This window comes from Klebsiella sp. EMBS2024 (genome assembly GCF_036233805.1).
Classification (GTDB): Bacteria; Pseudomonadota; Gammaproteobacteria; order Enterobacterales; family Enterobacteriaceae; genus Klebsiella; species Klebsiella pneumoniae.
Window position 1 is genome coordinate 132,032 of the sequence record NZ_JAZARW010000001.1, and the last position, 13,387, is coordinate 145,418.

General features: G+C 55.3%; 9 protein-coding genes and 1 pseudogene. 5 read left to right on the forward strand and 5 right to left on the reverse strand.

The annotated features are described in order from the left end of the window. Positions 1–165: 165 nt before the first annotated feature. The 3 genes from VZP09_RS00590 to aroP form a co-directional block, all read right to left on the reverse strand. Entirely contained in the window at positions 166–1,116 is a 951-nt protein-coding gene (locus VZP09_RS00590) for a glycoside hydrolase family 43 protein (RefSeq protein ID WP_328794826.1), read from the reverse strand. Further along, complete coding sequence (locus VZP09_RS00595; RefSeq protein ID WP_004145929.1) at positions 1,116–2,522, reverse strand: glycoside-pentoside-hexuronide (GPH):cation symporter; 1,407 nt, start codon at positions 2,520–2,522, stop codon at positions 1,116–1,118. Before VZP09_RS00595 ends, VZP09_RS00590 begins: the two co-directional genes overlap by 1 nt. Before the next feature lie 184 nt (positions 2,523–2,706). Beyond that, entirely contained in the window at positions 2,707–4,077 is a 1,371-nt protein-coding gene (gene aroP, locus VZP09_RS00600; RefSeq protein WP_328794827.1) for an aromatic amino acid transporter AroP, read from the reverse strand. A gap of 643 nt (positions 4,078–4,720) precedes the next feature. Between aroP and pdhR the strand changes: the two genes are divergently transcribed. The 5 genes from pdhR to VZP09_RS00625 all read left to right on the forward strand — a co-directional run bounded on the left by pdhR (position 4,721) and on the right by VZP09_RS00625 (position 12,293). Then, positions 4,721–5,500 (forward strand): pyruvate dehydrogenase complex transcriptional repressor PdhR, encoded by a 780-nt coding sequence (gene pdhR, locus VZP09_RS00605; RefSeq protein ID WP_002888699.1) that lies wholly within the window; start codon positions 4,721–4,723, stop codon positions 5,498–5,500. A 136-nt stretch (positions 5,501–5,636) separates the two neighbouring features. Further along, positions 5,637–8,300 (forward strand): pyruvate dehydrogenase (acetyl-transferring), homodimeric type, encoded by a 2,664-nt coding sequence (aceE, locus tag VZP09_RS00610; RefSeq protein ID WP_328794828.1) that lies wholly within the window; start codon positions 5,637–5,639, stop codon positions 8,298–8,300. A 14-nt stretch (positions 8,301–8,314) separates the two neighbouring features. Next, entirely contained in the window at positions 8,315–10,213 is a 1,899-nt protein-coding gene (aceF, locus tag VZP09_RS00615) for a pyruvate dehydrogenase complex dihydrolipoyllysine-residue acetyltransferase (RefSeq protein WP_004147092.1), read from the forward strand. A 206-nt stretch (positions 10,214–10,419) separates the two neighbouring features. Beyond that, positions 10,420–11,844 carry a dihydrolipoyl dehydrogenase gene (gene lpdA, locus VZP09_RS00620; protein WP_002888731.1) on the forward strand — a complete coding sequence of 475 codons (1,425 nt, stop codon included), beginning with the start codon at positions 10,420–10,422 and terminating at the stop codon, positions 11,842–11,844. 164 nt (positions 11,845–12,008) lie between these two features. Then, the gene (locus VZP09_RS00625) at positions 12,009–12,293 is read left to right on the forward strand and encodes a hypothetical protein (RefSeq protein ID WP_032434216.1); all 285 of its coding nucleotides are present in this window, start codon (positions 12,009–12,011) and stop codon (positions 12,291–12,293) included. A gap of 45 nt (positions 12,294–12,338) precedes the next feature. Here the strand turns inward: VZP09_RS00625 and VZP09_RS00630 are convergent, their stop codons facing one another. After that, positions 12,339–13,145: a DUF2950 family protein gene (locus VZP09_RS00630; protein WP_004177402.1), complete on the reverse strand. Its 807-nt coding sequence runs from the start codon at positions 13,143–13,145 to the stop codon at positions 12,339–12,341. Between the two features lie 11 nt (positions 13,146–13,156). Further along, positions 13,157–13,387: pseudogene (locus tag VZP09_RS00635) on the reverse strand (DUF3300 domain-containing protein); the annotation flags it as partial.

Below are 13,387 nucleotides of genomic sequence, written 5' to 3' on the forward strand. Positions count from 1 at the left end.
GCTTATCCGGCCTGGCGAGTCACCCGCAGGCTCACGTCACGTAGGCCCGGCAAACAACAGCGTCGCCGGGCGATATATCAGACGCCGTGCTGGTCATGTTGCCGGGTGGCGGCTTCGCCTGACCCGGCCTGGAGAACCCGCGCCAGCGGGTAACATTCCGAACCGCTACAGCGTATCCGCCGGTGGAATACCGAAGTCGGGCATCCCGTCTTCCCGCCAGCTGACCAGCTTTAACCGCGTATGGCGATTGGGATCATACAGCGGGTCGCCTTCTATCTCAGTGTAATTCCGCGCGTGATACACCAGCACATCTTCCCCTTCCGGCGTTTGGGTAAAACTATTATGACCTGGGCCATACTGGCGGTTTTCATAGCTGGTGCGGAACACCGGCTGCGGAGCTTTATGCCAGTTTGCCGGCTGCAGCGGATTGGCCTGCCGGTCGATCCATAACAACCCCATGCAGTAGTTTTCATCGGTGGCGCTGGCGGAATAGCTGATAAATAGCTTATCGCCATGCATCAGTACCGCAGGCCCTTCGTTGACCTTAAATCCCCGGCACTCCCAGTCGAACTCCGGCTTGCTCAGCATGACCGGCTCGCCTTTTAACGTCCACGGGTTAGCCATTTCGGCGAGATACAGGTTTGAGTTGCCTTCGATATGCGGGGATTTTTGCGCCCACAGATACCAGCGTTTCCCCTGATGGGTAAAAGTGGTGGCATCGAGGGCGAAGGTATCGAAAGGCGTGACCACCTGGCCTTTTTCCTGCCAGCGGCCGGTCAGCGGATCGCTGTCAGCGCACTCGAGAACGAACATGCGATGCTGGAACATCCCCAGCGCATCCAGATCGTGAGTATGGGTGGCGGCAAAATAGATATACCACTTACCGTCTATTTCATGCAGCTCCGGCGCCCAAATCAGCTGGCTCATCGGCCCGCTTTGCGGCGCGCGCCAAACCACGACCGGCTCAGCATCGCGTAATCCTTCAAGGGTTACCGCGCGCCGGATCTCCAGCCGGTCGTATTCCGGCACCGAGGCAATAAAGTAGTAGTGGCTAAGATGGCGCAGGATAAAGGGGTCTGCACGCTGTTCAATAAAGGGGTTTGGCCAGTTGTTCATCAGGCTTTCCTTACGTGTTCACTGGTTTTCAGTTCCTGGTATTCGTTCAGCTCGCTGTAGTTGCTGCGGCGCTTCTCCAGATCGCTCTGAATCTGGCGCATCAGGGTACGGTCAACCTTCAGCAGACGCACCACGCCGGCGGTGATCAGATAGCCGACGCCGGGAATGACTGAGAATAGCAGCACGATACCGTTCAGCGCGGAGGCGCTTTGCGCTTTCGCGCCGGCGTCGTAGCCGTACCATGACAGCAGGAAACCGACCATCGCCCCGGCGACCGCCAGGCCAACCTTCAGGAAGAACAGATTACCGGAGAAGCTGATACCGGTGATGCGCTTGCCGGTTTTCCATTCGCCGTAGTCATCAACGTCGGACATTAGCGACCAGTGTAGCGGGGAAGGGATTTGATGCAGAATGTTGAGCAGGAAGTAGAGCACCATAATCAGCGTGGTGGCGTGTGGATTAAAGAAATAGAAGGCGCAGGAGAACACGGCCAGCACGATATTGGTCCAGAAGAAAACCTGCAGTTTGCACCAGCGGTCGGTCAGGACTTTCGCCAGCATGCTGCCAATCATCATCCCAACTACGCCGAGGCTGATAAACAGGGTGGCAAAATGGGTGCTTTGTCCCATCACCCAGGTGACGTAGTACATGGTGGCGGCCATGCGGATAAAGCCCGGACAGACGTTGCACAGCGTGAGCAGCAGGATGCGCACCCACTGGTCATTTTTCCAGACGTCTTTCAGATCTTTTTTCAGTTCGTCATTCGTCTGCACCGCCGGGCGGATACGTTCGCGCACGGTGGCGAAGCAGAACAGGAACATACACATACCGATAAAGGCCAGCACGGTCATCGCCATCTGGTAGCCCTTCGCTTTATCGGCGCCGCCGAACCAGTCGGCCATTGGCAGCAGCGTCAATGACAGCAGGAGCGTGGCGATACCCACCATGACGAAACGATAAGACTGGCAGGCAACACGCTCTTTCGGATCGGCGGTCATCACCGTTCCCAGCGAGCAGTAGGGAATATTAATCGCGGTATAGGTAATCGACAGCAGAAAGTAGGTCACAAACGCATAGATGACTTTGCTATTGTAGGTCCACTCAGGAGTGGTGAACATCAGGACGCTGAACAGGGCGTAGGGGAAGGCGATCCACAGCAGCCATGGACGAAAGCGACCATATTTACTACGGGTGCGGTCGGCAAGAGCGCCCATGATAGGGTCGGTTACCGCATCGATGACTCGCACCGAGAGCAGAAGTACGCCGACCAGCGCCGGCGCCAGTCCGAATATATCAGTGTAAAAATAGTTCACAAACAGCATGATGGCGCCAAAGATAATATTGCATCCGGCATCACCCATCCCGTAACCAATCTTTTCTCTTATTGAAAGCGTGTTCTCTGCCATGTGCGGTCTCTCCGTTGCAGTATGGAGAGAATTATTGGCTGCGGTTGGCAGAAATACGTTGCAGGAACTCGTTGACGATATGGATAAATAAGCTATGGAGGGGAAAGTGTGAAGCAGATAACAATGCTCTGCGCCCATTATTCAGGGGAGGGCGCAGAGCAAAGTGAAGTATTGATGAGATGTATTATTGTGCTTTTATGGTGGCGGCGGCTTTCTCTTTAAACAGGTAGCCCACGCCCAGCACCGCAATCCATACCGGGATCAGCCAGACGGAAATCGCCATCCCCGGGGTCATCAGCATAATCACCAGCACCGCCGCCATAAACAGCAGGCACAGCCAGTTGCCCAGCGGATAGAAGAGGGCCGGGAAACGCGTGACCACGCCCTGCTGCTTTTTGGCGCGACGGAATTTCATATGCGCGAGGCTGATCATCGCCCAGTTGATGACCAGGGCCGAGACCACCAGCGCCATCAGCAGACCGAAAGCAGATTCAGGCGCCAGGTAGTTGATCAGCACGCACAGCGCAGTGACCAGGGCCGAGACGAGAATGGTATTCACCGGCACGCCGCGTTTGTCGACGCTGAGCAGCGCTTTTGGCGCGTTGCCCTGCTGAGCAAGGCCGAACAGCATACGGCTGTTGCAGTACACACAGCTGTTATAAACCGACAGCGCTGCCGTCAGCACCACCACGTTCAGAGCGTTTGCCACCAGCGTATCGCCAAGTTCATGGAAGATCAGGACGAACGGACTGGTGTCCGCGGTGACGCGGGTCCACGGCAGCAGGGAGAGCAGCACCGCCAGCGAACCAACATAGAAGATCAGAATACGGTAAATAACCTGATTGGTGGCTTTAGGAATGCTTTGCTCCGGATTATCCGCTTCCGCGGCGGTGATCCCCACCAGCTCCAGGCCGCCAAAGGAGAACATGATGATCGCCATCATCATTACCAGCCCGTAAAAGCCGTGCGGCAGGAAGCCCCCCTGATCCCACAGGTTACGTACCGTCGCCTGCGGGCCGCCGTTGCCGCTGAACAGCAGCCAACCGCCGAACAAAATCATCGCCACTACGGCGACCACTTTGATAATCGCGAACCAGAATTCCATTTCACCGAACACTTTGACATTGGTCAGGTTAATGGCGTTGATGGCGATGAAGAAGACCGCCGCCGAGGCCCAGGTAGGGATTTCCGGCCACCAGAACTGGATATATTTGCCAACGGCGGTCAGTTCCGCCATGGCCACCAGGACATACAGTACCCAGTAGTTCCAGCCGGAGGCGAAGCCGGCAAAACCGCCCCAGTATTTGTAAGCAAAGTGGCTAAATGAGCCGGCCACCGGCTCTTCCACCACCATTTCGCCCAGCTGACGCATGATCAGGAAAGCGATAAAACCGGCGATAGCGTAACCAAGAATGATACCCGGGCCGGCGGACTGAATGGCGGACGCGCTCCCCAGAAACAGGCCGGTGCCGATAGCCCCGCCCAGCGCGATGAGCTGAATGTGACGGTTTTTCAGGCCGCGCTTCAGCCGATCGCCGTGCTGTTGACCTTCCATATGAAACCTCGTGTGTGGTTATTTTTTGTGTACGTCATCCGTCAGGTTGCTGCTTCACTGCTGTCCCTGCCTGAAAGCATAGCCAGCGAAAATTTGGGCGAAGTGGCCCACTTTTTACCCGAGTGATGGCGCGCACATATTGTTGTGTTTGTGTATTTTGGAACTTCCGTTTCTGTATTGTTTTGTTTACGGAAGGCTGTGTGGTAATTCCGAAAAAGGCCTTTCGTCTCCGGCAGAATAGTGGTAAGCGCGTTTGAATGCACCTGCTTTATGAAGGGATGATGACGATGTGTCTAAAAAGACATCAATAGTCACAATCTGTCGTATTTTGATGCATGCTGCTTTGTCATTATTTATTCACTGTAAGTGACTATGTATTCATTTATTGCAGCGTTGAATCGGTTCAGAAAGCGTAATTTTTCGTTTCTATAAAGTTAAGGCTACCTCTTTGTGAGTAAACGTAACATTTGTGCAAGGTTACATTTCTGAAATGTTATTTCTGTAAGGTTGTTAAAATGTCCCGGGTTTACTGATTTCAATCAAAACCTGTATGGACAGAAGGTGAATACTTTGTTACTTTAGCGCTACGAACTTTAAATTGGTAAGACCAATTGACTCCGGGCTAATGGCAGAGACAGGGAATATGGCCTACAGCAAAATCCGCCAACCAAAATTATCCGATGTGATAGAGCAGCAGCTGGAGTTTCTGATTCTTGAGGGGACCTTGCGCCCCGGTGAAAAACTCCCGCCAGAACGCGAACTGGCTAAACAGTTCGACGTTTCCCGCCCCTCGCTGCGTGAGGCGATTCAACGCCTCGAAGCCAAGGGCTTGTTGCTTCGTCGTCAGGGAGGTGGAACGTTTGTTCAGAGCCGCCTGTGGCAGAGCTTCAGCGATCCGCTGGTTGAGCTGCTGTCCGATCACCCTGAATCCCAATTCGATCTGCTTGAGACCCGTCACGCGCTGGAAGGCATCGCGGCCTATTACGCGGCGCTGCGCAGCAATGATGAGGATCGCGACCGTATCCGTGAGCTGCATCAGGCTATTGAACGCGCTCAGCAGTCGGGCGATTTGGACGCTGAGTCCGGCGCCGTCGTCCAGTATCAAATCGCCGTCACCGAGGCGGCACACAATGTGGTGTTGCTTCATCTGCTAAGGTGTATGGAGCCGATGTTGGCGCAAAACGTGCGTCAGAACTTTGAATTGCTGTATGCCCGGCGGGAAATGCTCCCGTTGGTCAGCAACCATCGCACTCGCATTTTCGAGGCGATAATGGCCGGGGAGCCGGAGCAGGCGCGTGAAGCGTCGCACCGTCACCTGGCGTTCATTGAGGAAATTTTGCTGGATCGTAGTCGTGAGCAGAGCCGTCGAGAGCGCTCACTGCGTCGTTTACAGCAACGAAAGGACGAGAACTCCGGTTCTTAAGCGCCATTTTTAGAGCGCGGCAACTAAACGCAGAACCTGTCTTATTGAATTTTTGGTTGTTCCAGCGTGAAGAACGAAGAGTTCAATGGGACAGGTTCCAGATTAATCAACGATTAGATAGATAAGGAATACCCCCATGTCAGAACGTTTACACAATGACGTGGATCCGATCGAAACTCGCGACTGGCTACAGGCGATCGAATCGGTCATCCGTGAAGAAGGTGTTGAGCGCGCTCAGTATCTGATTGACCAACTCCTTTCTGAAGCACGTAAAGGCGGAGTGAAGGTTGCTGCAGGCGCTTCCGCCGGCAACTACGTCAACACTATTGCCGTTGAAGATGAGCCGGAATACCCGGGCAATCTGGATCTGGAACGTCGCATTCGTTCTGCGATTCGCTGGAACGCCATCATGACCGTTCTGCGCGCGTCGAAAAAAGATCTCGAACTGGGCGGCCACATGGCGTCCTATCAGTCTTCCGCGACCTTCTACGAAGTCTGTTTCAACCACTTCTTCCGTGCGCGCACTGAGAAAGATGGCGGCGATCTGGTGTACTTCCAGGGTCACATCTCTCCGGGCGTATATGCACGTGCGTTCCTGGAAGGCCGTCTGACCGAAGAGCAGATGGACAACTTCCGCCAGGAAGTTCACGGCAAGGGTCTGTCCTCTTATCCGCACCCGAAACTGATGCCGGAATTCTGGCAGTTCCCGACCGTATCCATGGGTCTGGGGCCGTTGGGCGCTATCTATCAGGCCAAATTCCTGAAATATCTGGAACACCGCGGTCTGAAAGACACCTCCGAACAAACCGTTTACGCCTTCCTGGGCGACGGCGAGATGGATGAGCCGGAATCAAAAGGCGCTATCACCATCGCCACCCGTGAAAAACTGGACAACCTGGTCTTCGTCATCAACTGCAACCTGCAGCGTCTGGACGGACCGGTCACCGGTAACGGCAAAATCATTAACGAACTGGAAGGCATCTTCGGTGGTGCTGGCTGGAACGTTATCAAGGTTATCTGGGGCGGCCGTTGGGATGAGCTGCTGCGTAAAGACACCAGCGGTAAGCTGATTCAGCTGATGAACGAAACCGTTGACGGCGACTACCAGACCTTCAAATCCAAAGACGGCGCTTACGTTCGTGAGCACTTCTTCGGCAAATATCCGGAAACCGCTGCCCTGGTCGCTGACTGGACTGACGAGCAGATCTGGGCTCTGAACCGCGGTGGTCACGATCCGAAGAAAGTCTACGCTGCATTGAAGAAAGCGCAGGAGACCAAAGGTCAGCCGACCGTGATCCTGGCGCATACCATTAAAGGTTATGGTATGGGCGATACCGCTGAAGGTAAGAACATCGCGCACCAGGTTAAGAAAATGAACATGGACGGTGTTCGCTACGTCCGCGATCGTTTCAATGTGCCGGTGGCGGATGCCGATCTCGAAAAACTGCCGTACGTAACCTTCCCGGAAGGTTCCGAAGAGCACACTTACCTGCACGCTCAGCGTCAGAAGCTGAACGGCTATCTGCCGACTCGTCAGCCGAATTTCACTGAGAAACTCGAGCTGCCGACCCTGGCCGACTTCAGCGCGCTGCTGGAAGAGCAAAACAAAGAAATCTCTACCACTATCGCTTTCGTTCGCGCCCTGAACGTGATGCTGAAGAACAAGTCGATCAAAGATCGTCTGGTGCCGATCATCGCCGACGAAGCGCGTACCTTCGGTATGGAAGGTCTGTTCCGTCAGATCGGTATTTACAGCCCGAACGGCCAGCAGTATACCCCGCAGGACCGTGAGCAGGTTGCTTACTACAAAGAAGACGAGAAAGGCCAGATTCTGCAGGAAGGGATCAACGAGCTGGGCGCAGGCGCATCCTGGCTGGCTGCTGCGACCTCTTACAGCACCAACAACCTGCCGATGATCCCGTTCTACATCTACTACTCGATGTTCGGCTTCCAGCGTATCGGCGATCTGTGCTGGGCGGCTGGCGATCAGCAGGCTCGCGGCTTCCTGATTGGCGGGACTTCCGGTCGTACTACCCTGAACGGCGAAGGTCTGCAGCACGAAGATGGTCACAGCCACATTCAGTCGCTGACTATCCCGAACTGTATCTCTTACGACCCGGCGTACGCCTATGAAGTGGCTGTCATCATGCATGATGGTCTGGTCCGTATGTACGGCGAAGCGCAAGAGAACGTTTACTACTACATCACTACGCTGAACGAAAACTACCACATGCCGGCCATGCCGGAAGGCGCCGAGGAAGGTATCCGTAAAGGTATCTACAAACTCGAAACCATCGAAGGTAGCAAAGGTAAAGTTCAGCTGCTGGGCTCCGGTTCTATCCTGCGTCACGTGCGTGAAGCAGCGCAGATCCTGGCGAAAGACTACGGCGTGGGTTCCGACGTGTATAGCGTTACCTCCTTCACCGAACTGGCGCGTGATGGCCAGGATTGCGAACGCTGGAACATGCTGCACCCGCTGGAAACCCCGCGCGTGCCGTATATCGCTCAGGTAATGAACGACGCTCCGGCAGTGGCATCCACTGACTATATGAAACTGTTCGCTGAGCAGGTTCGTACTTACGTACCGGCTGATGATTACCGCGTACTGGGTACCGATGGCTTCGGTCGTTCCGACAGCCGTGAAAACCTGCGTCACCACTTCGAAGTCGATGCTTCCTATGTGGTCGTAGCAGCGCTGGGCGAACTGGCTAAACGTGGTGAAATCGATAAGAAAGTGGTGGCTGACGCTATCGCGAAATTCGACATCGATGCAGAAAAAGTTAACCCGCGTCTGGCGTAAGAGGTAAAAGAATAATGGCTATCGAAATCAAAGTACCGGACATCGGGGCTGATGAAGTTGAAATCACCGAGATCCTGGTCAAAGTTGGCGACAAAGTAGAAGCTGAACAGTCGCTGATCACCGTAGAAGGCGACAAAGCCTCTATGGAAGTCCCGTCTCCGCAGGCTGGCGTCGTGAAAGAGATTAAAGTCTCCGTCGGCGACAAAACCGAGACTGGCAAACTGATTATGATTTTCGATTCCGCCGAAGGTGCAGCCGCCGCTGCACCTGCGCAGGAAGAGAAGAAAGAAGCCGCTCCGGCAGCCGCTGCTCCAGCGGCTGCCGCGGCAGCGAAAGAAGTTCACGTCCCGGATATCGGCGGCGATGAAGTCGAAGTCACTGAGATCATGGTTAAAGTGGGCGACACCATCGCCGCTGAGCAATCCCTGATCACCGTAGAAGGCGATAAAGCCTCTATGGAAGTTCCGGCGCCGTTCGCCGGTACCGTCAAAGAGATCAAAATCAATACCGGCGATAAAGTTTCCACCGGCTCCCTGATTATGATCTTCGAAGTGGCGGGCGCTGCGCCTGCAGCCGCTCCGGCACAGGCTGCCGCGCCGGCTGCTGCGGCTCCGGCTGCCGCAGCAGGCGTGAAAGATGTTAACGTCCCGGACATCGGCGGCGACGAAGTTGAAGTCACCGAAGTGATGGTTAAAGTCGGCGATAAAGTCGCGGCGGAACAGTCCCTGATCACCGTAGAGGGCGACAAAGCCTCTATGGAAGTTCCGGCGCCGTTCGCGGGTACCGTTAAAGAGATCAAAATCAGCACCGGCGATAAAGTCAAAACCGGTTCCCTGATCATGGTCTTCGAAGTGGAAGGCGCTGCGCCTGCCGCCGCTCCGGCTCAGGCTGCTGCCCCGGCACCAGCTGCTGCCCCGGCTCAGGCCGCTAAGCCTGCCGCTGCGCCGGCTGCGAAAGCAGAAGGTAAAAGCGAATTCGCTGAAAACGATGCCTACGTTCACGCGACCCCGCTGATTCGCCGCCTGGCGCGCGAGTTCGGTGTTAACCTGGCGAAAGTGAAAGGCACCGGCCGTAAAGGTCGTATCCTGCGCGAAGACGTTCAGGCCTACGTGAAAGACGCGGTTAAACGCGCTGAATCCGCACCGGCGGCTGCCGCTGGCGGCGGTATCCCGGGCATGCTGCCGTGGCCGAAGGTTGACTTCAGCAAGTTTGGCGAAGTCGAAGAAGTGGAGCTGGGTCGTATCCAGAAAATCTCTGGCGCCAACCTGAGCCGTAACTGGGTGATGATCCCGCACGTTACCCACTTCGACAAAACCGATATCACCGATCTGGAAGCGTTCCGCAAGCAGCAGAATGCCGAAGCTGAGAAGCGTAAACTGGACGTGAAATTCACTCCAGTGGTCTTCATCATGAAAGCGGTTGCCGCTGCGCTTGAGCAGATGCCGCGCTTCAACAGCTCGCTCTCCGAAGATGGTCAGCGCCTGACGTTGAAGAAATACATCAACATCGGTGTGGCGGTGGATACCCCGAACGGTCTGGTGGTTCCGGTCTTCAAAGACGTGAACAAGAAGAGCATCACCGAGCTGTCTCGTGAATTGACCACCATCTCGAAGAAAGCGCGCGATGGCAAACTGACGGCTGGCGAAATGCAGGGCGGTTGCTTCACCATCTCCAGCATCGGCGGCCTGGGTACCACCCACTTCGCGCCGATTGTTAACGCGCCGGAAGTGGCCATCCTCGGCGTGTCTAAGTCCGCGATGGAGCCGGTATGGAATGGTAAAGAGTTTGTGCCGCGCCTGATGCTGCCGATCTCTCTGTCCTTCGACCACCGCGTCATCGACGGTGCTGATGGTGCCCGCTTCATTACCATCATTAACAACACCCTGAGCGACATTCGCCGCCTGGTGATGTAATCGAAAAAGCCGGCCTGACGGCCGGCTTTTTTCTGATAACCTCAGGCTGTTGGGGATTATCAGCAACAAAGGACAAAATCGTTTGCCGTTTGTTGTTTAAAAATTGTTAACAATTTTGTAAAATACACGCGGATAGAACGTCCCGGTGGACTTGGGCGTAAGAATAATAGCGTCAGACCCGCCGGATATAAATTACAGAGGTCATGATGAGTACTGAAATCAAAACTCAGGTCGTGGTACTTGGGGCAGGCCCCGCAGGTTACTCTGCAGCCTTCCGTTGCGCTGATTTAGGTCTGGAAACCGTCATCGTAGAACGTTACAGCACCCTCGGTGGTGTTTGTCTGAACGTGGGTTGTATCCCTTCTAAAGCGCTGCTGCACGTGGCAAAAGTTATCGAAGAAGCGAAAGCGCTGGCCGAACACGGCATCGTTTTCGGCGAACCGAAAACTGACATTGACAAGATCCGCACCTGGAAAGAAAAAGTCATCACTCAGCTGACCGGTGGTCTGGCTGGCATGGCCAAAGGTCGTAAAGTGAAGGTGGTTAACGGTCTGGGTAAATTTACCGGCGCTAACACCCTGGAAGTGGAAGGCGAAAACGGCAAAACCGTGATCAACTTCGACAACGCTATCATCGCGGCGGGTTCCCGTCCGATTCAGCTGCCGTTTATCCCGCATGAAGATCCGCGCGTATGGGACTCCACCGACGCGCTGGAACTGAAATCTGTACCGAAACGCATGCTGGTGATGGGCGGCGGTATCATCGGTCTGGAAATGGGTACCGTATACCATGCGCTGGGTTCAGAGATTGACGTGGTGGAAATGTTCGACCAGGTTATCCCGGCTGCCGACAAAGACGTGGTGAAAGTCTTCACCAAACGCATCAGCAAGAAATTTAACCTGATGCTGGAAACCAAAGTGACTGCCGTTGAAGCGAAAGAAGACGGTATTTACGTTTCCATGGAAGGTAAAAAAGCACCGGCGGAAGCGCAGCGTTACGACGCAGTGCTGGTCGCTATCGGCCGCGTCCCGAACGGTAAAAACCTCGATGCAGGTAAAGCTGGCGTGGAAGTTGACGATCGCGGCTTCATCCGCGTTGACAAACAAATGCGCACCAACGTGCCGCACATCTTTGCTATCGGCGATATCGTCGGTCAGCCGATGCTGGCGCACAAAGGTGTCCATGAAGGCCACGTTGCCGCAGAAGTTATCTCCGGTCTGAAACACTACTTCGATCCGAAAGTGATCCCATCCATCGCCTACACTGAACCAGAAGTGGCATGGGTCGGTCTGACCGAGAAAGAAGCGAAAGAGAAAGGCATCAGCTACGAAACCGCCACCTTCCCGTGGGCTGCTTCCGGCCGTGCTATCGCTTCTGACTGCGCAGATGGTATGACCAAACTGATCTTCGACAAAGAGACCCACCGTGTTATCGGCGGCGCGATTGTCGGCACCAACGGCGGCGAGCTGCTGGGAGAGATCGGCCTGGCTATCGAGATGGGCTGTGACGCTGAAGACATCGCCCTGACCATCCACGCTCACCCGACTCTGCACGAGTCCGTTGGCCTGGCGGCGGAAGTGTTCGAAGGCAGCATCACCGACCTGCCAAACGCCAAAGCGAAGAAAAAGTAACTTTTTCTTTCAGGAAAAAAGCAAAAGCGGCTCCGGGAGCCGCTTTTTTTATGCCTGATGTTTAGAACTATGTCACTGTTCATAAACCGCTACACCTCATACATACTTTGAAAATAGTCACTCAGTAAACTTATAGGTAGTTAATGATATCGATGAGGTGTGAGATGAAACGCTTTTTAACCACAGCGCTGGTCGCTGCAACGTTTTTTACCGGTGTGGCTTGCGCCGCTGACGCCAACATTCCCTGGGCGGACAACAGCGGCGGTACGGAAACGACCCACATTGCGGCGATGGGCCAGGATCTGAATGCCCAGCATCAGCAGATGACGAAGACCAATGAAGGGGTATGGGCGGCGAATTCCGGTAGCATCAGCGCTGACGAAGCGGCATTATCCAGCACAAAACCAGCCTTTGCCGGCGATCCTTCTCTGATGCCTCACCAGGGCTAAGTGAATGAAAACGCCCGGTTGCGTGAGTGCAACCGGGCGTTTTTTTTAAGGTTCTGCCACCTGCCAGCCGGCGTCAGCGTCGGGGGTAAAGCGCGTTATCTCCTGTGCCTTTGCGGCGCTCTCTTCACCGAGATTGGCCTGATAGACCCTATCCTGCTGATCGATCATAAAGCTCATCACGCCGGTTTCACCCCAGGCTATCGGCCAGGCCAGCAAGGCGACGCTCTGGTCATCGCGACCGGCGATAATTCGAAAGCGATAGCCATGGTAGCCGCTACCGGGCACCGTCGGGCTAAAGGCCGGACCGAGCGGGCTTGGCGCTTCGCCCGGCGAAGTTGGCCAGTACAAGCCATCTTTTTTGCCTTCGCTACTGATGATTTTCTGCGCCCAGCGGTGGTTCAGATGATAATAATCCTGCTGGGCATCAACATAGGCATGCATGGCGGCGATCGCCGACAGCTCATTGCGGCCGATGGCGCGGGTGAGGATCTCCTCTTCGCCAGCGGCCATATCAAAGCGCCATCCCTCAGACGTTTTTACGATAGGCACGGGCAGACGCCATGCCTCGCTACCGACATCGAGCCAGGCTTTGCCACCCTGCTGGATGATGACATGTTTCACCTGCCAGTCGCGTTGAAAGCGATCGACGGCGGCAGGGTCGATCCCGTCCGTGGGTAAAAACTGCTGCCAGTTATCGCCGAGTACTTCGCTCAGCGCGGCTTCATTAGGCTGGCTGATCGCTTCGGCCAGCGCAGTTGCGGCCTGTTCCGGCGTGGCAAACTGCTGTTGGGCGAAGGCGGCAAGCGGCGACAGCATTAACGTAAACAGGGCAACGGATAATGAGTTTCTCATTCTGCTCATCCTTAGCGGCGACGCAGTTCATGGTGTTCGGAAAGACGTTCTCTGGCGCCCTCGCGTAACTCGCGGTTTACGCCGGAAAACTGGCGGCTCTGCAGTCCTCGTTCCTGCTGCGCTTGCCAGGAGGGGGCGCGGCTTTCGTTGCCGCTAAGGGCGTTGGCGCGCAGATGGCTGAGCGTCTGCTGACGCTGGGCTGGCGTGGCGGACTGGAACTGCTGCCGGCGCTGCTGCTGCTG